General features: G+C 66.1%; 24 protein-coding genes and 24 tRNA genes. 3 read left to right on the forward strand and 45 right to left on the reverse strand.

Annotation, left to right across the window (positions count from 1 at the left end):
* Window positions 1–5: 5 nt before the first annotated feature.
* Window positions 6–374 carry a hypothetical protein gene (locus tag HUW46_RS46050; RefSeq protein WP_215544925.1) on the forward strand — a complete coding sequence of 123 codons (369 nt, stop codon included), beginning with the start codon at window positions 6–8 and terminating at the stop codon, window positions 372–374.
* Window positions 375–486: 112 nt separating this feature from the next.
* Entirely contained in the window at window positions 487–873 is a 387-nt protein-coding gene (locus HUW46_RS46055; RefSeq protein WP_215544926.1) for an HU family DNA-binding protein, read from the forward strand.
* A gap of 87 nt (window positions 874–960) precedes the next feature.
* Here HUW46_RS46055 and HUW46_RS46060 read toward each other — a convergent pair whose 3' ends face one another.
* The 44 genes from HUW46_RS46060 to HUW46_RS46275 form a co-directional block, all read right to left on the reverse strand.
* A complete protein-coding gene (locus tag HUW46_RS46060) occupies window positions 961–1,203 on the reverse strand; it encodes a hypothetical protein (protein ID WP_215544927.1) in 243 nt (80 codons plus the stop codon).
* Between the two features lie 35 nt (window positions 1,204–1,238).
* Window positions 1,239–1,757 (reverse strand): hypothetical protein, encoded by a 519-nt coding sequence (locus HUW46_RS46065; protein ID WP_215544928.1) that lies wholly within the window; start codon window positions 1,755–1,757, stop codon window positions 1,239–1,241.
* On the reverse strand, window positions 1,750–2,145 hold the full coding sequence (locus tag HUW46_RS46070; RefSeq protein WP_215544929.1) for a hypothetical protein: 396 nt from the start codon (window positions 2,143–2,145) through the stop codon (window positions 1,750–1,752). Before HUW46_RS46070 ends, HUW46_RS46065 begins: the two co-directional genes overlap by 8 nt.
* 83 nt (window positions 2,146–2,228) lie before the next feature.
* Window positions 2,229–2,951, reverse strand: a complete 723-nt coding sequence (locus tag HUW46_RS46075; protein WP_215544930.1) for a DUF3145 family protein — start codon at window positions 2,949–2,951, stop codon at window positions 2,229–2,231.
* A 531-nt stretch (window positions 2,952–3,482) separates the two neighbouring features.
* Window positions 3,483–3,956: a hypothetical protein gene (locus HUW46_RS46080; RefSeq protein ID WP_215544931.1), complete on the reverse strand. Its 474-nt coding sequence runs from the start codon at window positions 3,954–3,956 to the stop codon at window positions 3,483–3,485.
* 200 nt (window positions 3,957–4,156) lie between these two features.
* Window positions 4,157–6,340 carry a hypothetical protein gene (locus HUW46_RS46085; protein WP_215544932.1) on the reverse strand — a complete coding sequence of 728 codons (2,184 nt, stop codon included), beginning with the start codon at window positions 6,338–6,340 and terminating at the stop codon, window positions 4,157–4,159.
* 514 nt (window positions 6,341–6,854) lie between these two features.
* Window positions 6,855–6,926: transfer RNA gene (locus HUW46_RS46090), tRNA-Val, on the reverse strand.
* Between the two features lie 157 nt (window positions 6,927–7,083).
* A tRNA-Asn gene (locus HUW46_RS46095) sits at window positions 7,084–7,156 on the reverse strand.
* 7 nt (window positions 7,157–7,163) lie between these two features.
* A tRNA-Arg gene (locus HUW46_RS46100) sits at window positions 7,164–7,239 on the reverse strand.
* A gap of 5 nt (window positions 7,240–7,244) precedes the next feature.
* A tRNA-Lys gene (locus tag HUW46_RS46105) sits at window positions 7,245–7,318 on the reverse strand.
* 32 nt (window positions 7,319–7,350) lie between these two features.
* Window positions 7,351–7,423 (reverse strand) — tRNA-Lys (locus HUW46_RS46110).
* A gap of 29 nt (window positions 7,424–7,452) precedes the next feature.
* A tRNA-Ser gene (locus tag HUW46_RS46115) sits at window positions 7,453–7,542 on the reverse strand.
* A 30-nt stretch (window positions 7,543–7,572) separates the two neighbouring features.
* Window positions 7,573–7,647 (reverse strand) — tRNA-Ile (locus HUW46_RS46120).
* A 12-nt stretch (window positions 7,648–7,659) separates the two neighbouring features.
* Window positions 7,660–7,750 (reverse strand) — tRNA-Ser (locus HUW46_RS46125).
* 12 nt (window positions 7,751–7,762) lie between these two features.
* A tRNA-Leu gene (locus tag HUW46_RS46130) sits at window positions 7,763–7,850 on the reverse strand.
* A gap of 6 nt (window positions 7,851–7,856) precedes the next feature.
* A tRNA-Gln gene (locus tag HUW46_RS46135) sits at window positions 7,857–7,929 on the reverse strand.
* Window positions 7,930–7,944: 15 nt separating this feature from the next.
* A tRNA-Gln gene (locus tag HUW46_RS46140) sits at window positions 7,945–8,016 on the reverse strand.
* Window positions 8,017–8,023: 7 nt separating this feature from the next.
* Window positions 8,024–8,097, reverse strand: a tRNA-Leu gene (locus HUW46_RS46145).
* Between the two features lie 32 nt (window positions 8,098–8,129).
* Window positions 8,130–8,205, reverse strand: a tRNA-Thr gene (locus HUW46_RS46150).
* A gap of 13 nt (window positions 8,206–8,218) precedes the next feature.
* Window positions 8,219–8,292: transfer RNA gene (locus HUW46_RS46155), tRNA-Leu, on the reverse strand.
* Window positions 8,293–8,341: 49 nt separating this feature from the next.
* A tRNA-Phe gene (locus HUW46_RS46160) sits at window positions 8,342–8,417 on the reverse strand.
* A gap of 105 nt (window positions 8,418–8,522) precedes the next feature.
* Window positions 8,523–8,595: transfer RNA gene (locus HUW46_RS46165), tRNA-Glu, on the reverse strand.
* 72 nt (window positions 8,596–8,667) lie between these two features.
* Window positions 8,668–8,744: transfer RNA gene (locus HUW46_RS46170), tRNA-Pro, on the reverse strand.
* Window positions 8,745–8,783: 39 nt separating this feature from the next.
* Window positions 8,784–8,856: transfer RNA gene (locus HUW46_RS46175), tRNA-Asp, on the reverse strand.
* Between the two features lie 32 nt (window positions 8,857–8,888).
* Window positions 8,889–8,962 (reverse strand) — tRNA-Arg (locus HUW46_RS46180).
* Window positions 8,963–8,976: 14 nt separating this feature from the next.
* Window positions 8,977–9,048: transfer RNA gene (locus HUW46_RS46185), tRNA-Glu, on the reverse strand.
* Between the two features lie 33 nt (window positions 9,049–9,081).
* Window positions 9,082–9,154 (reverse strand) — tRNA-Gly (locus HUW46_RS46190).
* A 36-nt stretch (window positions 9,155–9,190) separates the two neighbouring features.
* Window positions 9,191–9,266 (reverse strand) — tRNA-Arg (locus tag HUW46_RS46195).
* A 5-nt stretch (window positions 9,267–9,271) separates the two neighbouring features.
* Window positions 9,272–9,355 (reverse strand) — tRNA-Tyr (locus HUW46_RS46200).
* 150 nt (window positions 9,356–9,505) lie between these two features.
* Window positions 9,506–9,569: transfer RNA gene (locus tag HUW46_RS46205), tRNA-Trp, on the reverse strand.
* 95 nt (window positions 9,570–9,664) lie between these two features.
* Window positions 9,665–9,934, reverse strand: a complete 270-nt coding sequence (locus HUW46_RS46210) for a hypothetical protein (RefSeq protein ID WP_215544933.1) — start codon at window positions 9,932–9,934, stop codon at window positions 9,665–9,667.
* 75 nt (window positions 9,935–10,009) lie between these two features.
* Window positions 10,010–10,594 carry a hypothetical protein gene (locus HUW46_RS46215; RefSeq protein ID WP_215544934.1) on the reverse strand — a complete coding sequence of 195 codons (585 nt, stop codon included), beginning with the start codon at window positions 10,592–10,594 and terminating at the stop codon, window positions 10,010–10,012.
* A gap of 225 nt (window positions 10,595–10,819) precedes the next feature.
* On the reverse strand, window positions 10,820–11,680 hold the full coding sequence (locus HUW46_RS46220; protein ID WP_215544935.1) for a hypothetical protein: 861 nt from the start codon (window positions 11,678–11,680) through the stop codon (window positions 10,820–10,822).
* A 103-nt stretch (window positions 11,681–11,783) separates the two neighbouring features.
* Window positions 11,784–12,542, reverse strand: coding sequence for an N-6 DNA methylase (locus HUW46_RS46225; protein ID WP_215544936.1), 759 nt, complete (start codon window positions 12,540–12,542; stop codon window positions 11,784–11,786).
* A 235-nt stretch (window positions 12,543–12,777) separates the two neighbouring features.
* Window positions 12,778–13,104, reverse strand: coding sequence for a hypothetical protein (locus tag HUW46_RS46230; RefSeq protein WP_215544937.1), 327 nt, complete (start codon window positions 13,102–13,104; stop codon window positions 12,778–12,780).
* Between the two features lie 115 nt (window positions 13,105–13,219).
* Complete coding sequence (locus HUW46_RS46235; RefSeq protein ID WP_215544938.1) at window positions 13,220–13,474, reverse strand: hypothetical protein; 255 nt, start codon at window positions 13,472–13,474, stop codon at window positions 13,220–13,222.
* A 168-nt stretch (window positions 13,475–13,642) separates the two neighbouring features.
* A complete protein-coding gene (locus HUW46_RS46240) occupies window positions 13,643–15,034 on the reverse strand; it encodes a hypothetical protein (protein WP_215544939.1) in 1,392 nt (463 codons plus the stop codon).
* Between the two features lie 73 nt (window positions 15,035–15,107).
* Window positions 15,108–15,596, reverse strand: coding sequence for a hypothetical protein (locus HUW46_RS46245; protein ID WP_215544940.1), 489 nt, complete (start codon window positions 15,594–15,596; stop codon window positions 15,108–15,110).
* A 220-nt stretch (window positions 15,597–15,816) separates the two neighbouring features.
* Window positions 15,817–16,179 (reverse strand): HNH endonuclease, encoded by a 363-nt coding sequence (locus HUW46_RS46250; protein WP_215544941.1) that lies wholly within the window; start codon window positions 16,177–16,179, stop codon window positions 15,817–15,819.
* Between the two features lie 35 nt (window positions 16,180–16,214).
* Window positions 16,215–17,060 (reverse strand): hypothetical protein, encoded by an 846-nt coding sequence (locus HUW46_RS46255; protein ID WP_215544942.1) that lies wholly within the window; start codon window positions 17,058–17,060, stop codon window positions 16,215–16,217.
* A 114-nt stretch (window positions 17,061–17,174) separates the two neighbouring features.
* On the reverse strand, window positions 17,175–17,687 hold the full coding sequence (locus HUW46_RS46260) for a hypothetical protein (protein WP_215544943.1): 513 nt from the start codon (window positions 17,685–17,687) through the stop codon (window positions 17,175–17,177).
* A 440-nt stretch (window positions 17,688–18,127) separates the two neighbouring features.
* Window positions 18,128–18,742: a hypothetical protein gene (locus HUW46_RS46265; protein WP_215544944.1), complete on the reverse strand. Its 615-nt coding sequence runs from the start codon at window positions 18,740–18,742 to the stop codon at window positions 18,128–18,130.
* Between the two features lie 47 nt (window positions 18,743–18,789).
* Complete coding sequence (locus HUW46_RS46270; protein ID WP_215544945.1) at window positions 18,790–19,587, reverse strand: DNA-processing protein DprA; 798 nt, start codon at window positions 19,585–19,587, stop codon at window positions 18,790–18,792.
* Window positions 19,588–19,999: 412 nt separating this feature from the next.
* Complete coding sequence (locus HUW46_RS46275) at window positions 20,000–20,353, reverse strand: hypothetical protein (RefSeq protein WP_215544946.1); 354 nt, start codon at window positions 20,351–20,353, stop codon at window positions 20,000–20,002.
* A 313-nt stretch (window positions 20,354–20,666) separates the two neighbouring features.
* On the opposite strand from HUW46_RS46275, the gene HUW46_RS46280 reads away from it, so the two are divergent.
* Window positions 20,667–21,095 carry a hypothetical protein gene (locus HUW46_RS46280; RefSeq protein WP_215544947.1) on the forward strand — a complete coding sequence of 143 codons (429 nt, stop codon included), beginning with the start codon at window positions 20,667–20,669 and terminating at the stop codon, window positions 21,093–21,095.
* Between the two features lie 103 nt (window positions 21,096–21,198).
* Here HUW46_RS46280 and HUW46_RS46285 read toward each other — a convergent pair whose 3' ends face one another.
* Window positions 21,199–21,543, reverse strand: coding sequence for a hypothetical protein (locus HUW46_RS46285; protein WP_215544948.1), 345 nt, complete (start codon window positions 21,541–21,543; stop codon window positions 21,199–21,201).
* Between the last annotated feature and the right edge of the window lie 9 nt (window positions 21,544–21,552).

Here is a 21,552-nt window from a genome sequence, read left to right on the forward strand (position 1 = left end):
AGAACATGAACACCGAGCACCAGCCCGACGAGCAACAGACGCGGTACGGATCCCGCTTCGCGCGGATGTTCGGCTTCGTCACGGACGACGACCGAGCCGGCTGGGAGCAGCGGCGGGCCCAGAACCTGCCCAAGGTAGGTGCGGCCAAGCTGGCAGCGAAGTCGCTGGCGGGGTCGATGCTCGAGCTCGGAGACGTGATCGCGCGCGCGAAGCTGGACGCGGCCCACCGCGTGGCGGCGCAACGAGTGTTCGACGAAGACCACGACAAGGTCGTGGGCAGGCGCCGCGATCCGAGGACCCGGTCCATCATCGAGACAGTCGACTACGAACGAAAAGATCATCGACCCGAGATCGAGCCGGACCTCGAGCCATAACCGACTCGCTGCTATTACGCTTGTCATCAGCTTTTCCACATCCGAACCAGTCGGATAGACTGGGTGACACAGACCATTCACAGTCCGCGGGACAATGACGACGAGGTGTGGCATGGGAACGACCGATGATTCGCGTATCAGCAAGCGCGAATTCATCTCACGAGTCGCGACGCGGAGCGAGCTGCCGATCAAGGTCGTCCGGGAGGTGTACGAGGCACTCTTCGGCGAGCTCACCGGCGCGGTCGGCGGCGGGCACACGGTGGTACTCACCGGTTTCGGCCGCTTCTATCGGCAAGCCCACAAAGGGCACAAAGTGCGCTTCGGCAAGAACGATGTGGATGACTACTCGGTACTGAAGTTCTCCGCCTCACGCAGCGTCAACCGCCAGCTCGATGTCGCCACGAACACGGACCCACCACCGCCGGAGATGTACGCGATGATCGACCGGTGCGACTCGCTCGACAGCTCCGGCCGGAGGACGCTGGAATCAGTGTCCTAGCCGGCGACGCGTACCAGGTGAAAAAAGTGAACCCGGTGATGCGACGGCATCACCGGGTTCACTTTTTCGGTTGCGGTCGCAAGCGGCTCAGTCGTTCGCGAGGACAAGAATAATCACCACGATGAGTATCGGCACGATAAGAACACCAGCACCTGCGAGAAGGTGATCCCAGCCGAACGGTGAGTACAGCCAGCTGATGACGCCGTCCCAGATCCGGCACACCGCGGCGCCCACGGAGGCCAGGAAGCCGGTGGCCCAACCGACGGCCACGGCGATGAGGACCGTACTGAGCAGGCAGAGAACGACGACCGTCCGATCGTGTCTGAACATGGACCCCTCTCTTCCGATGACCCGCCGGATGCGAATTATTCGAACTGGGGCTCGGGCGCGTCCGCGGCCGGTTCGGGCACGTCATGTGACCGCCGCGGCGCCCGCGCCCGATCCGCCACCGGCTCACGCAGAGCGGACAACTCAGCGAGCGTGAAGCCCACGGGCCTTCCGAGACGCTGACCGGCGATCTGGTAGACCCGCCCGTTCTGCCGCTCCCCCACGGCGATGACTTCCCGACGGCCCCGGCCGCCGGGAGACTCCGGAGGCACGTCCCGCCAGACGACGCGGTGCGTGGCGTTCGCGTGTGGATCGCCACTGATATAGGTCGTGTGGCAGTCGGAGAGGTCCGGATAGCTGGGCAGGCATTCGAGAGGCTTCGTTCCAGCACCACCAGGATGCCCGTCCCGCAGTTCCACCAGCACGTTGAGCGCAACCTGCAGGACGTTCCTGGCGACCTTGTCCCGCGGGTTCCGCCGAACACGGTCGTTCAGGGTCGCGAGGTCATGCTGGACCGCGGGCAGAATCTCGAAGTCGCGGTCCTGCGGGCTAGTCATCGTCCAGCTGCTTCCGGAGCATGCTCCCAGCCGGCTCGTCAAGGTTCGCGGCGAGCTCGTCCAACGTTAGGTTCGGCGATCCCTCACCGGATGCACGGGCCGCGGCGGCGGCGCGTACACGATCTGAGATCTCTGCCTGGAACGCGTCTTCTTCGCGTTCGCGGACAGACACGGCATGGTCGTACATCTTCAGACGAACGAAAACCTCGAAGGGGATAACAGCGGCCTCGGGCCTGCTGCCGTCGCCGAAAATCAGCGGCTCGTCCTCTCCCCGCCGGTATCGTTCCAGCAACACGCTCAGATGTTCGCTGGTGATCCGGTCGGTCGGGACAGGATTGACAGTAAACTTCGGCAGACTGGTGCCCGGAACATTCGCGTCGTGGGTCATATCATCACTCTATTCACGCTTGAATCACTTGTCATTGACTCGATTGCAAGGACGTCAATCATTGGGTGGTGGAGGCGGCCTTTTCAACGCTCGCGCAGTTCCACGAGCGGCACCGGGAACTCGCCGAGGTCGGCGATCCGGTACACGGACGTCGCCCACACGCGGCAGGTGACGTTCTGCGCCTCCCACTCGTTGGCGCGCAAGAAGCCGGCGCTGGCGAGGACGGTGTCGGCCGCCGCAGGGTCAGCGAGGTTGCCGTCGTCGTCCACCGCCGTGACGCTGGCGGGGGCGAGCGGCAGGTCGCCCCCGTCGGGGCCAGCGTTGTGCACGGTGATACAGCCCGACGCCGGTTCCCACCGCGCCTGGCAGGACGGTGGTTCGGTCACCTCACCGGTCGGCATCGCAGCGATCGCGTCGTCCCAAGGCAGCCCGAGTTCGGTTTGCCGCCGCGCGGACGGCAGTCTGTCCAGATTCACGATGTCCGCGACGGTGAACACGGCGTTGCCGTCGTGGTCGCAACTCGCCTCGAACAGGCCCAGTCCGGGGACGTAGCGGCGCAGCGAGCCCAGCCACTCGTCGTCCGGGTCGTCAGTGACGGTGAAGGCGATGTCTGGGGCGACGTCGCGCAAGTCGTGCACCAGTTCGTCCACTGTGGACGTGTCGACGCTGTACGGGTCGCCGAGCTGCAAGGTTTTGCGGTTCGCGTCGTCGATGTCGACCAGCCACCGCTGTTCCAGCGTCGCGGTGACGACGCCGACGCGGTGCGGCGGGCAGGAATGGATGGTCAGGCTGACACAGTCGCTCATGATCGCGGTCCCTTCCGGATTGAGGCGTGGCTGTCGAGCGGGGCGCCGGGCAAGACGCTGGAGGCCCTCGCCTGCAGTGCCGGGCGCGAGAGCAGGCGGCCGGTGACGAACTCGGCGAAGAACTGCGGGCATTCCCGGGCCGCGTACTGCATCCAGGCGCCGCAGTCGTGGACCGGCGCGTGAGCAGCCTGCGGACGTCGGTGCGGTGCGGGTTTGGCGGAGCTGACCGCGCTGTGGCACGGCCTGGACCGCGCCGACGCGGTCTGCTGATGTTGCTGGTCCACCTCGCGATGGCCGAGAGCTACGCCGCCGGCGGGAGGGCTGCTGCCCAGGCACGGATCTCCTCGAGGTGCGCAGGTTGCAGCCCGGCGCTTGGGTCGACGTGGCACAGCAGGGTCGGGCTCTTGCGGCGCTCGTGGTCGAACGCCGCGCGGGCCCGCGCGAACAGCGGGTCGGTTGGACGCCACCGACGTGGTCTGATGACGTTCGGAGGTCCGCGACGCGCCGCCGGCCAGGGCGGCTGGTGCCCGGCTACCGCGTGCCCGGCAAGTCGTAGACCGTGGTGCTGACCCCGGCGGCGGCGAGGGTCTGCTCGATCATCGGGGCGATGCGCTCCCAGGTGCCACCGGCGAGACCGCAGCCGATGCGCGGCATGTGCACGCTCGCGGACAGGCGGGCCGCGTGTCCGGCAAGGGAGTTCAGGCATTCGGCGAGCGCGTCGTAGCGCAGCGGGATCGGGTTGGCGGCGGTGCGGTAGCCGTGCTGGGCAACCATGTTCGCCACCCACACGCCGGACTCCACCTGCACCAGGCGGACGGCGCCGAGCCGGAAGTCGGCCATGCGGCTCCAACTGCGGTAGTCCTGTTCAGGCTGGCGCCAGCGGCGAGACACCGCGACGACGAAGCCCTTGCCCCAGCCACCGCGGTCGTAGGAGATGTGCGCGATGACCTTGTTGCCCGCGGCGGCGGGCATGGTGGCGTCGCCCACCACGTACCGCACTGTCATCGAGGACTGCTCCTTTCACGATCGTCCTGGCGGCCAGCCGGAACGTTTCTCGGCGGCCGAAAGAGGCGATGGCCTGCCGGGGACTCCGGCAGGCCATCGTGAGATCAGAAGCGAGGAGAGGGAGGGCACTAGGAACCGTTCCAAGGTGGATGTAGAAGGAAGTCCCCTCATTGCCTCGCATGATCAGGATATCGGCCTGGTCAGGCCGGGATCAACTGGTTTAGCCGGTCCGACGTGATCACCTCCGTGCCGTCCGGCAGGGTCTCCGGCGCGTGCATGCCGAGGAACGTCACCGGGCCGTCCAGCTCGGTGCCGGGCTCCCAGGCGGTGACCTCGGTACCAGCGGCGCGCATCAACTCGACCAGATGGCCAACTGTGAGGTAGTCGCGCTGCAGCAGACCGCGGGCGAGCACGGCGGTGCTGACCCGGTTCTCCTCGACCCGGTTGAAGTTCGGGTGCCCGGACAGGTACAGGTGCAGCCACGTCGCGGTCCACGTGCCGTCCTCGCCGCGGGCGAACACGGCCGGCAGGGCCACGCGGCCGGTGCCGCGCATGTCCGAGCGGGTCCGCACGGTGCGGGCCTCGAACGGCGCCCCGGCCTGGTCGTGGTCGCGGGTCATCCAGCCGAACATCGACTCGGCGACCTCGTCGAAGCCCTCGCCGGAGTACACGTTGACCTGCGGAACCACGTAGGTGGCGTCCACCGAGCCCAGCGGGAGGTCGATGAACTCGGTCGCGCCGTCCGGTGCCAGTGCTTGTCTCAGGTCGCCGGAGTACACCGCGCCGCCGTCCCGGTAGTTCGTCCACGACACCTGCCCGGCGTAGCGAAACTCGGCGTCCAGCAGCAGCGCGGACAGGTCGAAGTCGGTGCGCTGGCGGGCCTGGCACCAGTGGGTGAAGAACCGCAGCACCTCGCCCTCGATCCGGCTGCGCGAGCCGCGGGGCAGCACGGCGAACCCGTCCTCGGTGGCCTTGCCCGACAGCGGCAGTGCCACCGACAGCACGGCCGGGTCGGCCACCAGGCGCTCGCGTCGCGGCAGCCGGGCGATCAGCTCGGCGTCGATCATCACGCAGGCCTGCGTGATGACCTCGCCCGGCAGCGGCGGGCGGGTGTCGTCGGTGACCCACGCCCGGCGGGTGCGGGTGGTGAACACCCGGGCGGCGTCCGGCGCGGCGCGGTTGGCCAGGTGCTCGCGCACCGAGCACAGCACGCGGCCGGACACCTTCCCGAGGACCTGCGTCATCGCCTCGAAGACCGCGTCGCGCGCGGGTGCGTCGGCGTGGCGCAGCAGCCGGTCCAGCGATCGCATCAGCATGCCCGGCGCGTCGGTGAGGATGTTGGCGGCGGCGGCGTGGTCGCCGCGGGCGAACGCCAGCTCCGCCCATCCGGCCAGCGACGTGACCGCCCGGCCGCGGGCGACCTCGAACACCTCGGCGGCGTGCGGGAACTGGTCGAACTCGTGCGGGTGCAGGCCTTCGCCGAGGCGCTTGAACCGGTTCGCGAACCGGGCGACGTCGCCGAGCTTGCCCTCGCCACTGGTCACGACGCGGTCCAGCGCCGCCATCAGCGCGCGGCGCTCGCGGCGGGTGAAGCTGCGGAACTTCGTCGGTTCGGCCAGGGAGACGTCGCCGCCGCTGGCCTGGCACGCCACGCGCAGCACGTCGAGCACGGTGTCCACCGCGAGCAGCGGGCGGCCCGCGGCGAGGCCTGCGGCGTTGAGCACGGCGCGGTTCTCCCGCACCGGCACGCCGTCCAGCTCGACCTCGCCGCAGGTGTCGGCGAGGTCGGCGAGCAGCTGGAGGTCGGCCTCGCCGAGCGGGGTGGTCGATTCGGCCAGCGCCCGGTACAGCGCGGTCGTCTCCTCGGCGAGGGTGCCGCCGAGCCGCACGAGGGTGACGCGGTCCTTGACCGAGGGGATCAGCTCGTCGTGCGCGGCGAGCAGCTCGGTGTAGGTGTGCTGGGAGCGGCCGTAGCGGGGCAGGTCCAGCAGCCCCACCAGGCGCTGGTCGAGTGCGGCCAGCAGCTCGGCGTCGGTCGGCGCCGCGGCGGATCCGCGGGCGTGCGGTGCGACGAGGGCGTCGCGCAGGCAGCTCACCCAGAACTCGACGGTGTCGGGCACCCCGTGCGGGAAGTCGCGGAAGTAGGCGTTGTGGGCGACGTGGTCGCCGACCAGTTCGCGCACCGCCGCGACGACGTCGACGGCCAGGTCCATCGCCGCGCCCGGCTGCAGCCCGGAGACGTGCTCCAGCAGGTCGCCGGTGGCCTTGAACCCGGCGCCGGCCAGGACCGCGTCCATCTGCCGGGCCACGGCAGCGCCGTCGCCGGCGGCCGCGGGGCTGCGCGGGACGCGCAGCGTCCTGGTGATGATCGTCCTCGCGTGCATCCTCACGTCCTTCGCTCGTCAGGTGATCAGGCCCGCGCGGTGGCGGAGCCCGGATGTCGGTGCCGCCCGGCTCGGGCGGATGCGCGTGCCCGCGCGGGCCGTCGCCGCTGGGTGCGCAACCCGTTCCGCGAAGCGGGGTTGCGGGCCCGGGCGCGCGGTCAGCGACGCTGCGCGCGGCCGCCGTCGACCGGCGGCGCCTCGGGATCTCCCACAGCGGAGCAGGACATCGACGGAGACCCACCCGGGAGTCGAACCCGGTGATCACCACGGCTTTGCAGGCCGCGCCACGACCGTCGTGAAGTGGGTCGGACAGCTCCGGCAGGGGCGCCGGGCCGGGGTCGCGCGCCGTGGTGTCGATCCACGTGGGCGGGGCTTATGAGGCCCCGCTGGTTGCCGAACCGCGCGCGCTGCCGCCGGGTATCTCCGGCGGGTAAGTGGGGTTGCCGACCGGACCCGCACCGGCTTCAACCGGGGCCACAACCCGGGGCCTCGTCTCCTTCGGCATCGGCCACAGTCGTCCCGCCAGGAGTCGAACCCGGGACCGGCCCGGTGTGAACGGGCTGCTCTTCCGCTGAGCTACAGGACGTCGCCCCCGCGCGGAACGGCGCGGGGGTCTTGGTGCTGGTGGAAGACGTGGGTGTCGAACCCACCACGACGATCTTGCAAGGATCGTCTGCGCTCCGGCGCGTCCCCCGATCGCGCGTCGTCCCTGGCTCCACACGGGGACGCTGGGTGCGACGCAGCTCCCCCGCCAGGACTCGAACCTGGTACCTCCCGATTAACAGTCGGGTGCGCAGCCTGTTGCGCCTCGAGGGAATGAACGTGGTGCCCCCAGCAGGGGTCGAACCTGCACTCTCCGCCGTCGGAAGGCGGCGCCGTATCCGTTGGGCCACAGGGGCAAAAGTGGGCCGCCAGGGATTCGAACCCCGAACCCGCCGGGTAAAAGCCGGCTGCTCTGCGCGGTTGAGCTAACGGCCCGCGGCGCGGCGCTCGTGCCGTGCCGGGTGGAGTAGGTCGCCGGGGACTCGAACCCCGAACCTGCCGAGTAAGAGTCGGCGGCTCTTCCTGTTGAGCTAACGACCCAGGTCACCGCCGGTACACGGGCGGTGCGGCGGAGGATGCAGGATTTGAACCTGCGCGGCGCTCGTCACGCCGACCACCGTTTTCGAGACGGCTGCCTTTCCGGGCTCGGCCAATCCTCCTTGCGCGGCAACGGTTTCCGGTGCCGCGTGTGGTCGAGGCGCCAGGAGTCGAACCTGGTTCTTCGCGTCATCAGCGCGCTGCACAGACCGCCGTGCTCCACCTCGGGTGTTGATGCGCGGAGGGCGCGCGATTCGAACGCGCGCCGGGACCTCGGCCCCGGACCACGGGGTAGCAACCCGGTGCCTTGCCTGGCTCGGCCAGCCCTCCAAAGTGCGTGCGTGCCCCCGGCAGGAGTCGAACCTGCATGCCCGCCACCGCGGGCGCGCGGGTTTGAGCCGCGTGCGTCTGCCGATTTCGCCACAGGGGCCGTGTGCTGCCCGTCGAGGATTCGAACCTCGGATCTCCGCGATCAGAGCGCGGTGTCGTGCCAGCTGGACCAACGGGCATCGGGGTGCGGCCGGCTCCCGGTCCAGGGCTCGAACCTGGGCTCACGGATCCAAAGTCCGGCGTGCTGCCAGCTACACCAACCGGGAATGTGCGTGCCCCCACCAGGATTTGAACCTGGACTGGCCGCGGCCTGAACGCGGTGCCTCTTCCAGTTGGGCTACAGGGGCCTTGCCGCCGCCCGGCGAGCCGGACGGTGTGGTGGAGCCGCACCTGGGAATCGAACCCAGTGCCTCCCGTTTACGAGACGGGTGCTCGGCCAGGTGAGCTTGTGCGGCAAGTCGGATCGCGTGCGGCCCCGGGGAGTCGAACCCCGACTGGACTGGACCTCGGCCAGCTGCCTCTGCCGGTTGGGCTAGAGCCGCGCGACGGCGCGCCCGGCGCTCGCGCCGTGGTAGCCGTCGAGATCGTGCGTGGTGGCTCCCCAGGGACTCGAACCCTGAACCTCCGGGGCTTCACTCCGGTGCTCTGCCTGCTGAGCTAAAGAGCCGCGCGGGAACGTGTCGTCGGAGCTGGAGCACCACGCCCGAAGGCGAAGCCCTCCACCCCGAGGGGGCCACCCTCGGGACCCGGTGGCGAGCCGGGACCCCTCGCGTAGCGCGTACGGGACTCGAACCCGTGTCTCCCGGGCGAGAACCGGGGATCCGTGCCAACTGGACCAACGCGCCCTTCGGGCCCGCAGGAGCGGGACCTGGGGAAGGCCGGACGTCGAGCCGGGCGTGCCGCTCGAGAACCGGCCGTGGTCGGATACCTGGGAGTCGAACCCAGTGCCTCCTGATCCCAAATCAGGTGGGGTCGCCAGTGCCCCTCGCATCCGGTGCGATCGGCACGGCCGCACGGCCGTGCCGATCGTGAGCGCTCACGACGGGACTCGAACCCGCGATCGCCGCATCGACAGTGCGGTGCCCTCGCCGCTGGGCCACGTGAGCATCGGGACGCCGGCGCGTCGCGCGCCGGCCAGCACCCCTACCAGGATTCGAACCTGGCACCTCAGCGTTCGTAGCGCGACGCTCTGTCCAGCTGAGCTACAGGGGCATGTCGTTGGTGCGTAGCCGATCCGGGTATCGATCCCGGTCCCCCGCCTTGAAAGGGCGGTGACCTAGCCAGCAGTCGCATCGGCCTCGTCCCGGGCCGGAAGGCGCCGAGTTGTTGCGAGCGGCCGGAGGGCATCGAACCCTCTGCTTCGGTTTGGAAGACCGACGCGTCCGCCGAGTTCACCACGACCGCATGATCGCGTCGCACCAGCCTCTTGGCCGTCGACGCTGGTGCCCCCAGCAGGACTCGAACCTGCGCCCGTCGGCTTAGGAGGCCGCTGCTCTGTCCGCTGAGCTACGGGGGCTTGGGTGGTGAAGGAGGGAGTCGAACCCCCTGAACCACGAGGACGCCCGGTCTACAGCCGGGTGGGGCTCCGCCAGCCCCATCTTCACCGGTGGGTCCGGCCGCGCGGTGGCGGCCGGACCCGGTGCTCGTCCTGGCCGCCGGTGCGGCGACGGGGACGAGCCTGGGAAATGTCTTGCTCCGCTGTGTAGATGTCAAAGAACCGCACCGGCCCATCGTGAAATGGGCGGCGTGAAGCACCGGCGGAGGGAGTCGAACCCCCGGCACACGGTTTTGGAGACCGCCGCGCTACCGCTAGCTCGCCGACAGAAGCTAATTGATTTCAGGGTGCATTAAATAGAGAACGCCGCCCGGATCGGTGTCCCGATGGGCGGCTCCCTCGACATGACGAGACTTACGTCATGGTGGGGAGCCTGCGTCGCCCAGAAGGCTCTTTTCCTGCCAGGAAAAGGGCTTCTGGTGGTCGACGTTCGACGAGCACGCGAGAACGCTCGCGGCGGCCAGATACTGGCGTCGCGTCATTCGCTTCCGCATGTCCGTCATGGCTGCTCCTACGCTTGCTGGTGTGCGTTCATCATCGGTCATCTGGACGTCGAACGTCAACGATATTTTCGCGCCGTGCTTCACACAGTCGTATCTGCTGCGCTTGAATCGTGTCTCTCGGGCCATGATGACTCCCCTCGACCTGTGACGCCAGAGCGCGCAGCCGCGCCGTGGGGACCCGCTCACTACGTAGTCGGCGGGCTATCCGTCATTGGCGATCTCGCGCAGTTGTGTGGCCAGCGCGGAGCGCACCGACACCTCTCCGTCGCGATGCGCGATCGACTCGTCGCTGATGCCGGTCGCCGGTTGGGTCGGCAGGTTCGCGGCGACCTGGCCCTGTTCGTCGGCCAGTGCCAGTACGGCATCGCGGATCCGCTCATACTTGGCCTCCGCCCGCAGGCGCGCCTGGTGCGGAGTGAGTTTGCCCGGCCGCTGCACGATCACCACATAGCGTTCACCCGCGGTTCCGATGCCGAACTCCGCCGAGGGAGGCAGTTCGACGGGGGTCTCGCTGTAGTTTTGAGCGTCACCGAGCATGGCTCGTGCCGCCAGTACGTGGTTGATGACGACCTCGCGGGGCGGAATCACGTCTATTTCCAACGCGCCTTCGTTGATGCTCATTTTGGTGAGCTGGGTTTGGCGCTCGACCGCTGCCGTCAGCGACTTGTTCTCGGCGACCAAATCGGCCAGGTACTCCGCGGCTTCTCCGATGCTCAGGCGCGGCTCGATACCCGCAGCCTGGTAGATCACCGCCAGGTCAGCCGAGCCGGTCCGGTCGTTCATCATTGTCGCTCCTTCGTAGGCTGACGCTCATCCCCGAGGGCCGCGCTCCGAGACAGGGTGGAATTGGCGAGGAAGCGTCATGGGCCTTCGCCGGCGTCGGTCACATCGACGAAGGCCATCTCGGCGACGGCGCCGACGTCGCGGCGCCGGTACGGGGCCTGAGCCGCACGACTCGACGCGAGGCCACGATTCCGCCCCATGGAGGCAGCTTCTCTTCAGCCCTGTGGTCTACTTCTGGGTCGTTTCGGCGGATCCACCCGAAGATCGGGTCAGCAGCGTGATGCCAGCGTGTGCCGCACGGATCCGGGCCTTGATCGCTGCGGCCTTCTCCGTGTGTCTGCGACGGAGTTTCAACGCCCTCAACTCCCTCGCAAGGCTCTTCTTGGCGAGTTCCACGACTGCGTCGACCTGTGCTCTTGCCTGGGCCTCTCGGTAGAGCCGCACGGTCAGTTCGATGCAATAGCAGGACACCACGAAATGGCTCGTGTAGGCGCTCAAGACCCAGTCCCAGCTCGCGTCCTCACCGAAGATCTCCGCCTGTTCGGGATGCTGAAGCCATTCGCGCGCATAGCACTCGGAGTCGGAGGAGATCTCAGCTCTGTGCAGTTTGTCAGCTCGCTGTTCGGCGAGGTGATCGGCTTCGGTCGTGTCGTTCGCGCGCACCTCGGCGATGGCACCCTCGGAAAGCTCCTCGTGCTCGTCGAGGGTCGCGCGAACGTGCCGCAGGAATACATCTTTATCGTACCGCTTGATGTCTTGTGCACGATCTCCACAGATTTTCTCAGCCCAGTAGCGGACGTCGATCCCTGGCGCACCGTCGGAGTAGTAGTGCTGCTGCCACTGAGGCAGTTCGAAGAAGGTAAGCATGTCGGGGTTTCGCGCGAAAATGTACCCGTCAGCGATGTCGCCGGACGTGGCCAGGTGCCCTGGCCACGTGACAACATCCCAGGACCACATGCGGGTGTTGGGCTTCTGGACACGCAGATGCCGGTACAGGCCGTCGTCCTGCAGAATGACTAGGCCGTGGTCAGCGGTGCTGCGTAGAAACCCGGCATAGGCCTCGGCATACGGGTTGGGCGACTTCGTCATATCGGGTGCGCTGCGCTTTCTCGTTTTTGCAGGGATTAGGTTGACCCGACGACGTCAATGAAGCGAGAGACGCGATGTATCGGCGAATCGCCATTGGTCAACGTTATTGAGTTCGCGTCGCCCCGCCTGGGCTTCTGAGAGAAGACGAATCAACCTCGTCGGGTCCCAGGCTCGTGCACGGAAGCGACTCTGTCGTAAGCCGCTGGTCCCATCCGTCGTTGATGTGGGCGGGCGTGGCCCAGCGATCACGCTCCTCCAGAGTGAGGACGTCGCCATGGACGACCACCGCGGGAATATCCAGGAGGGCCAGCTGAACGTAGGTCATGTGCACAGCCATAAGGTCAATATCATTCGCGAGGACGTGCATAGCATTCCGGTAATCAAATCCGTGTTCGCGGATGAGTTCGGCCTTGGCGATCACCATCCCGCCGGACCCGCATGTGGGTTCGACGACGGCGACGAATTCCTGATCGCGCAGGCGATCAGGCAGGTCTCCTGCCATTATCCTCACGGTCAGTATGCTCACGTCATAAGGCGTGAAAAACTGGCCGAGCCGCTCATTGCCGAGATCGAGTGTCATGTACAGGTGCCCGAGCACGTCCGAGAACTTGGCCCGCAACGCCATCTTCAGGTGCGCCAGCGCCTCTGCGAACCGGCGCATCTCCTGCGACCTGTAATTCGCTGCTATGGCCAGATATCGGGCCTCGCGCGCATCGAACCCGTTCTGGTCCACGGCGTTCCGGAGCGTCAAGGCGGACAACTCACAGAAGTCTTGGAACACTTGCAGGATGCGCCGTTCTCCGGAGGCGGTGTTCTCCTGGAGAAGACGTGTCATGGTTGATATGTGCGCGTGTATCGTCACTTCCTGTCCTCGGTATCGTCGTCAACGTCGGGGTACAGCCCAGGAACACACCGTGTACCGGGTCGAATTCGTATCGCGTGACGCAGTCCCGGACATATCGCAGGCGAGACCTCGCGCAGCACGCCTGTGCGGGCCACCTTCGGTTCGCTGCGAACCGGATACCGCACACGGCAGGGTTCTGTCATCGGGACCAGTGACCCCGCACCTCGTCGGCGTAGGACGCATTGGAGTCGGATCACCCCAGCAGTGTCCATACCGAGCGCGTCGCACAGGTGCAGGAGCCCGGCAAGCAGGTCACCCAGCACCACAAGCGGTTCTCCGAGCGCTGCCCAGTGCGACTGGCGAACGCCAGCAGGGCCTCGCTCGCCGCTCCCGCGCGGGCGGTGTTGTCGTGCCGATTGGCGTCGACGGTGTGGTCGTAGCGCATCGTGCCGTCGCCGCGGAACCATGCGGTGAGCCCGTCGAGGTCGCGGACTGTCTCGACTGGGTCCGGCGGCCGATAGGCGGGCTGGGGTAGGTGGTCTACCACGATGGCATCCCTGGAGGGTGTCGGGTCGTCCATGTACGAACGACGTGGGTCTGGTCGTGTGCGCACGACGGACCGAAAGACCGGCGATGCGCTGGAGTCCGGAGTCGTCCGGCGGTTTCTACGCCGGAGCTGTCTTCCTGGGCCCGTTTTAGACCGTCATGAACGCGGTTTCAGCGCCCGCGTCGTAGAACGCCGCGATCTGGACGGCAGCGTGCGGCGAGGCGCCGTCGACGGCATACGCCCGGTTCCGCAGCCAGTCCTCACGGTCGTACCCGACGCCGGGATCAACCACTGTGACCTCGGCGTCCGGATGGTGCGCGCCGTCGATGAACACCTCCACGGCGGTGCCGACATCCCCGGTACCGTCCGGGTCGCGGTACACCGCCACCTCCACACGCGACATATCTGTCCTCCTGGCGGTTGTTTTCGAGTCGGTGTCAAGAAAAATCCGAGATGCTCCTCGGTGTGGAATGGCGACAGCCGCGCCCTTCGTGAGTGCGCCAGACGAGTCCGCTGGGCCACCGGGCACGTCCTGCGATGACTCGGTTGCCGCGAATCGCACCGATCGCGGTCACTGATCCGTCGCGGTGTGATCCGCGGCTTCAGTTCCGGCCGGGTCGTCGTCGTTGAGGACGTAGTCCACGGTCGCGCACACCACGCAGTCGGCGGGCTGCGACCCGAGCTCGTGTGGGCTACGAGGAGCTGGGCATGGCGGAGCATCGCGAGCGTTGTCGCGTTCAGCCTCCGCCCGCGCCCTGACATCGGAGGCGCGGATCGCCGAATCCACTGCGACGCGGCGGCGGAACCGCTCAAGGGCGGTCTCATCGCGCAGACGAGTCATCTCAGGGCCAACGACCTCGAGCGCGGCGAGTACGGAGTAGTACTGCAATCGAGTTACCGCCCGAAGCGGATCCGACGCTCGGACCGCGCGGCCGATTGCGTCGAGCCCCGCGGTGTCGACGACCGCTCCCCACACGGGGTGGCGTGAGTCAGCGAGCGACTCAGCATTGAGATCACCGGCGCCCGGTGCTGCGCCGTCCTCGCTCCCAGTGCTGTCCTGGCTCTCGTCAATCTCCGCTTCCGGGTCCGCGAACAACAGGCCCTGGATCTCCGTCACGACCCGCACCCTGTTCACGAGGTCGCCCGCGGCGCGGGCCCTCGGGTCCCGCAGATAGTCGGCGACAGCCTGGGCAATGCCGGGTGGCAGCACCCCTGCCGCCTGTTGAGCCGCACAGTCGAGATCGGCGTGCTGAGGCGCTGGAGCGGGAGAGCGCCCGTCCTGGCCGGCTTCGTGATCGACGTACATCGAGAGGAACCCATCCGACCGCGGATCAAAGTCAAATCGTGTCGACCAGCGCCGCAGGTACGCGGCGGGACCGCCATTGTCGTTACCGGGATGCTCGCGCACCGCCCCAACGACATCGGCGATCCAGGTCAACGAGTCCGCCCCGGACGTCTCTGACTGAGTTCCCAGCCCGAGCGCGATCGCGTCGACTACGTCGGTGTCGGTCAGGCCCGTGGTGAGGCCGTTCTTCCGAGCGAGTGGCTTCTCGTGGTCCGCGATGAAGCCCATCGCCTGGAGCACGCTCGGGGGCAATGCGTGAGCGTTGCGGATCGCCGCCGCGGCGTCCGTGGCGCCGTCGCCGGTGCTGAGCCCGCCCGACAAGTAGAGCCGGTACCCGGCGACAGTGACGCAGGTCGCCGCTGGGGAAGCGAGTGCGTCCTTGAGGTTGTCGATGACGACGTGTCCGGCCCGCCTCGCGTACGTCAGAATCGGCTGGCCGTTCTCATCGACCACCGCCGTATCGGGGCTGAGAGCCGGCAGCAGCGCCAGGATCTCCGTCTCCCAGTTGGGGAAGTCGAACAGCGATACGTCGCCGATCTCCTCGAGAACTCGGTGCCCCTTGTCGAAGTCCGGACCATCAGTGCTGCTGGCCGACGCGGCGATCAGGTCAATGGACATACTGCTACTCATGCAGACTATCTCCTTGGTCTGGGAAAGAGGCCCGGAGTCAGGTTCCCGTCAGCGCGGTGAACTAGGAATTAGACGGAAATACTTCAACCTTGGAGACGGTCAATACCTCACCATCGACGGTCTCGAGTACATGCAACTGAGGCTGTTGGGAATCGCCATCTCCGTTCAGCAGTTGCCACACGTCGTCGACTCTGTGCATCTCCACGCACTCACCGATAAACCACTCCCCCGTCTCGACCATTTGGCCCCGGACACGACGCGGGGGGTCGAAAACGGTGTGCGGCGATGGAAGGTCACGCCGTGGCGGCCCGAGGGGTTCGGTGTTCTCCGGTACGTCATCGGGGTTCTCCAGCTGGTTCGAGATCCACTCCAGCGCCTGGACAAATGTGTCGAACTTCATGGTTCGGCAATATCTGTCGAGGGTCAGAATCTTCTGCACCTGCCATCGACCGTCTGTCTCGGACACGACGTAGCCGCACACAATCCAGAGTCCTCGTCCTCGCCGCTCGTGCGGCAACTCGTCAAGCAGCGACTTTTCCCTGTCATTCATCAGTGCCCTCGTCAGTCCTCTTTAATTACCTGGACTCCCTGCTTCTGGACGGGAGTCCGGCAAGCATTGCGTCGCGCAGCTGCCTCGATGACCGACGCATCCGCCCCGGGCGACGTCTGGCGATGGCGTCACCGGCCTGCGTCGCCTCCGTCGTGGCACGAGCAGATGGAGTCGTGGGGGCTGGCGATGGAGGTATGCCCTCTGGAGTAACAGGGATCGATCAGTACTTCGCCCGGCGGCGATCGAGCCGCCACCGGTAGAAACGCCCGGGGACCATGTTCGATTTCCGGGCGTTGTGGCGGTGACACAGCAGCTGACCGTTCCACAGTTCCGTTGGGCCGCCGCGGCTCCAGGGGATGATGTGGTCGGCCTCGGTGCCCGGTTTCGGACACCGGCGCCACAGCATCGGTTTGTGTTCACACTGGCCTCTGGCCTGCGCTGAGAGTGTCCGCTTCTCCGACCAGGGGAAGAAGCGCCGCGGATCTCGGTGGCTGCGTCGGCGGTGCCGTGCCACCGCGAGCACAAGCAAGCCGATCAGCGCGATACCCAGGTCGGCGATCAGGCGGATGGTGGCGGGATCCACGTGACACCTCCCGGATGCCCAGCGATCAGTGGCGCTCAGTCGTCGCGTACTCGTTCGACGTCGGCATAGATGGCCGGCCGCACGTCGTAATCGAACTGGGCCTCGCCGCCGTGATAGGTGAATCGGTACACACCTGGCGTCACATCGACGGCCGTGATTCCGTATGGCAGTGTCGTGGGGTCAGCGCCTGCGGCCATCCAGGACGCGAGCCCATCGCCTCGGGTCGAGTACTCGACTGCCGTGGCGTTTCCCCGGAGCCGCGCGGAAAGCTTTGTGCGCCAGTCTTGAAAATCTGCGATCGAGTACGCCCAGAGGTTGGTACTGACTTTAGCCACAACTACGCCCGCGAGATACTCTTCCTCACCGGGCTGTGACTCGGTATCAATCGACGCGATGACGTAGCGGTCCTTCCCAGTCCGGACAAGTGACGGACCGAAGAACGCTGGCCCGTACGCGCACCCTTGGGCGGCCATGTCCCGGATCGCGTGGGCCTGCCCTGCGACCGAGTTGTATCCCGGGTGCTCGCCGCGTGGTGTGGAATCGCGCCCGTAGACGGGGCGAAGGTCGTCGCTCACCACCAGGATGCCGCTCGGTACGGCAAGATCGACTATAGTTTTGAGACCATCAGGTAATGAGCACTCCGATGTCGCGTGCAGGGAAACGGGTTTCCCGTCACCGTCTTCGACGACAGTGAACTGTGGATACTCATCGCACAGAGCGCAGGAGAAGACCGTGACGAGGTCAGGGCTGAACCAGGTCATCTTGCCGTTGACCCGCCCGCCGAACTGCACACCATCGAGCGAGGTCCTTCGAGTGTGCCGGTGTCCTCTCTGGTCGACGGGAAGCTCTGAGAGTTCGCGTGACACGGCGCTGTGGGACATGCGGTTTCCTTAAAGTTCAGTAGAGCGGGTATCACGACGGAACCCCGGCGTCACTCAAGGCGGCAGTTCTATGCGAAACGTGAACTGTCGACGACACCTAATCCGCATGCCGCATTAGGTCGGTGTGTGGATGTTCGGCGACCGCAGGCCGCGTACCTCAACGGGAATTGTGGCGGCGACCAGCCCACCGGAACGAACTGCGCTCTGGATGACAGGCCACCCTCCGGTACTCCAATTCATGAGGTACTGGCATCCGTGGACCAGCACAGCGTGACGACATGCGGCAACCGTGGTGCGCCAGTGCGTGCTGGGAACAAACGTGGCGGTGACCTCGATACCGCGGCGGCTGATGAGGTCGACCCGGCCTGTGTCCCCACCGGTATGGGTAAAGCGCATTCGGTAGCGATCGTGCGCGCTCGGTCCGGGATACGTACTGTCGAGCGTATCGACCAGGGACCACCCACGAGCGAGCAGACGTGCGATCCGGCCGTCGCGCGATTCGAGACTGCCAGGAACGTCGTCGACGAGCGGCGTCCGGTACGACACGAACACCATAGGATACGCTCGGCGACGCGTATCGTCCTTGAACTCATGGACGACGGCGGCGACGTCAACTTCAGTGTTCATGGGCTCGTGTGTTCTGCGCGGCATCGTTCCCCTAGGTTCTCTGTAATCAGAAAGGTGTACGGCGACACGGTCGACGTGTGGATATCACAACCACGTTCCTGGGTAACGCTTCCCTCGCGCTGGAGAGGATCGAGGCAGTCACAGTCGGCCCCGTCCACCGATCTCGGAGTTGATCACGCGTTCTACAGCCTGAGCCGGTGTGATCCCCTCTTCGTACCACTCTTCGATAGGCAACTCAGGGTAGTCGTGAACCGAGAACCCCATGTCGCTATGGAGCGTCTGATTGACTGCGCGTTTCCACTCGTCGTATGACGACGGCGGTTGTGCCTTCTTCCACTGGAGACGTTCGCGTGTATTTTTTCGTGACCACCATGCGGGCACAGGTACTCGCTTTCGTCAGAGGGTCTGTGGCAGGAGCGTGCGGGCGCGTCACGGGTGATTCACTGAGTCAGCCGGAGAGAACCGGTCGATCTGTAAACGCCGTCCTCCGCATCGAGCACAGACTCAGTAAGACTGACCGTCGCCGGCATGAGGAACGCGGCCACCAGCGCGGCCAATTGCTGTTCGTTCGCGACAACATCGTCCAGAAGACAGCCGGGCGCGGCGAGGAACTGATCGACACGCTCGACCAGGCTGACCCGTCGGGCTTCCCTGCTCGTGAAGTGCTCAGCATCGACCTGATCGGGCTCGTACGCAGTGATGACTGAGAACAGAGCATCCGGTGCACTGCTCTTCTTTACCGTCGTACTCGCATAGATATGGACGCCCCACGCGCGGCACACAGTCGCGATCTCCTTGAGATGGACATCGTGGGACGTGTTTCGACGGTTCTCGTATAACTTCCGAATCTGGGCTGCCCGGGTGGACGTGATGACCTCCCTACTGAGGAGGTCACTGTCAGCGAGAACCGAGGCGCAGACGCGCAGCCTAGGTTCCGGGTGTTCGAACTGTTCGTGGAACACGACCTGATCGTTATGGATGATGATCAAGTGGTAGCTCGTTATCGAGCCCGGCGCGACGGTTTCGAGTTTGGCCCGAGGGCCGATGACCGTCATGATGTGTTCCTCCCGATCGGTGCCTTGCCGCGGATGGTGATGGTCGATCACGACGTCGTCGAACGCTCGGGGCCACCGGAATATCTGAGGACGTCGCCAAGCTCGGTGACAAGACGTGCACCATGCTGAATGAGCCGATGACTCCCCGAGGAAGTACTGGAGGTGATGGGACCCGGAACAGCGAACACCGTGCGCCCCGCTTGGTGAACGAGATCTGCGATGCGCAGAGTCTCGCTGCGGAGACTCGCCTCAACGACGACCGCGCCGTAGCTGGCCAGTTGAGCCAGCACACGACTACTTGCCAGTTTGCGCGTCCGTGAAGGCACCGTTCCCGCTGGGTACTCACTCACAACCAGTCCGTTATCGCGAACATGGCTGAGAAGCCGGGTATGGCCCGCCGGATAGCTGACATCCAGGCCATTGAACTGCACGACAAGCGCTGGATGGTCTGCGGACAATGCGCCACGCAGAGCAGCCCCGGCGACACCGTAGGAAGCGCTGTTGACGATAACCATGCCCGCGGTCGCGAGACCATAGCCGAACTCGGAGGCGATGTGCTCTCCGTACGATGAGGCGGCACGTGATCCGATCAGGGCAACCGAACGGTTCGCCAGATCGCGCAGCGACCCGGTGCCGTGGACCCACAACGCGAGCGGATAGACGGTGTTCTCGACGAACGTATGTGGTTCACGCGGGGAATCCTGTTGAGCGAAAGGCCATTCCTCGTCGTCTTCGGGGATGACGAGACGGGGACCGTCGAGAGCGCCAGCAAGGTCGCGCTGCGCAGCCTCTAACAGCGAGGCGGACGGCAACGAGGTGCGTTCGGCACGCACGGCGTCAGGCACGCAGTCACGGAGGAACCTGTCGGCAGCCTCGATAGGCCCAACCTGGTCAACGAGAGCGACTGTGGCGGACGCGGGGGCGTGGACGGCGCGAACGAGAACCGCCCGCGCGAGACGGACACCAAGGTGTGACGACATTGGGTCTCCTACGGGCAAAACACGCCGACTGGCATGCGAGTGAGCGAAGCGACGGCGGATGTTCGCCGGGAAGTGACTTGCAAGGACGGAGCGATCAGGGTGGTTCGAGAGCGACGGAGTTCGTGAATCGAACTCGTGCGTGCTCTCCACGCGATGCCCGGGGGGGGCACGGGTGCGGGTTTGGTCGGACTGGCTGGGCGCCCCTGATGCGCCAGGAAGCTACTGCGCCGCGGCGCTGCCGGTTGCTAGCGTCCAGGTCAGCGGCGCCGTGCCGATATCACTCGGTTGAACGCAACCGATCATCCCAGCAGCAGTGGCCAACCCACCCGTGGCGATGCCGGTGCGCGGTCACCAGCAAGATCTGGCCTTCGCAGAACTTGCACATCCCCAACTCCACGTCGATGCCGTAGTCGTGCAGCACAGCAGCGATCTGTGCGTCGGAGGGATACTCGCCGAACGACTCGTGCTCGGTGAGCACGGCGTCGTCTCCCAGGCGAACCAGTTCGTACGATCGATCGACAAGGCTGTTCCAGACGAGTTCGCGAACGACATATTGCTGTTCCGAAACGGTGAACGGCTCATGGTCAATCTCGTGGACCACGACGCTGCCCGGGCGCGAGCTGTTTCCCATGAGAATCGCCTTTCGAGTCGTTGCACAGCAGGGACATCGAGGCGCCCGCGATGCTGGTTCGTGCGTCGCCACAGCAGACTTGGGCTACCGCATCAAGAGCACGGGCGTGGTCGAGCGAACTGTCTCCGCGCTGGCTGGGACGAAGCGGAACCTCATCGTCACGATCACGTCCGCGCGTGTACGTCGGCGACTGATTGTTGAGGATTGTCGGATGGGAAGAGTGCAGCGAAGTGCCCGCCGGAACTGTCCTGGCATCGTCGCCTCTGGCGTCCACGTGCACCTCGTCTTCCCATCTGGCCTTGTCCCACAGCGATTGGCGACCGTCGAGGCAATCCTGCAGCTTCGTGTTCGAAGTCAGCAGGTCGGCGGCAAAGATGGCGAGAACAGCTACGTTCGTGACCACGTCCTACGTGATCTTCGCGGCATGCTGGACGCGGGCTCGAGCGTTCACGGTCCTGTTCGTCGCGACCGACACCACGCTCGGATGCTTGGCCAGTCAGTGGCGGGACTCGCTGGCGCGGCCGATGCCGGCGAGGTCACGCCCCACGAAACAGGTCTCGCGGTGCGGCGGAAGCTTTTCGACGGCACTACCGTTCCAGCACTTGCGGCACATCCGGCACGCCCCGATTCCCGTCTCGGCCCGAACCATGCCGATCAGCTCGATGTCGTGCAGGCTGATCACGTGCGGCAACGCCGTGATGACCTGACTTATCCGTGCACGCGGCTCCGGTTCTTCTGGTAGCACACCGGAACAGCCTGGCTACCCCTCGATGCCACATGCACGGCCGCGTGACGAGTCCGGGACGCGGGTTGTAGCGTTCCGTAGTCGGCCTTCACGGGCAGAATCAGAAACTCGCGTGCCATCTCTCCGCCGCCTCCAATGCCTGAAGCATCGCTGCGTTGCTTTCGTGCACGTGCTTGAAGTGCGAACCGGACTCAGGCTTCTGGCCTGGCTTGTACACGACCTCGGCCAGGCGCGGTGCGCAGTACAGCCCGTCCGCGTCGCCCTGTGCCTCGCACGTGACGCACACCCACGACTCGTCGCCACTAAGCGTCACCAGATGCACTTCGTGTCCGGCGTCCGCATCACGCGTCACCACGAACTGGCCTCGGTGGCGAATTTCGTCGATCGCGAGAATCTCGCGCAGTCTCGTGATCGCGCCCTGCTCGAATCGTTGCGCCAATCGCATGTCAGATCA

This window comes from Amycolatopsis sp. CA-230715 (assembly GCF_018736145.1).
Classification (GTDB): domain Bacteria; phylum Actinomycetota; class Actinomycetes; order Mycobacteriales; family Pseudonocardiaceae; genus Amycolatopsis.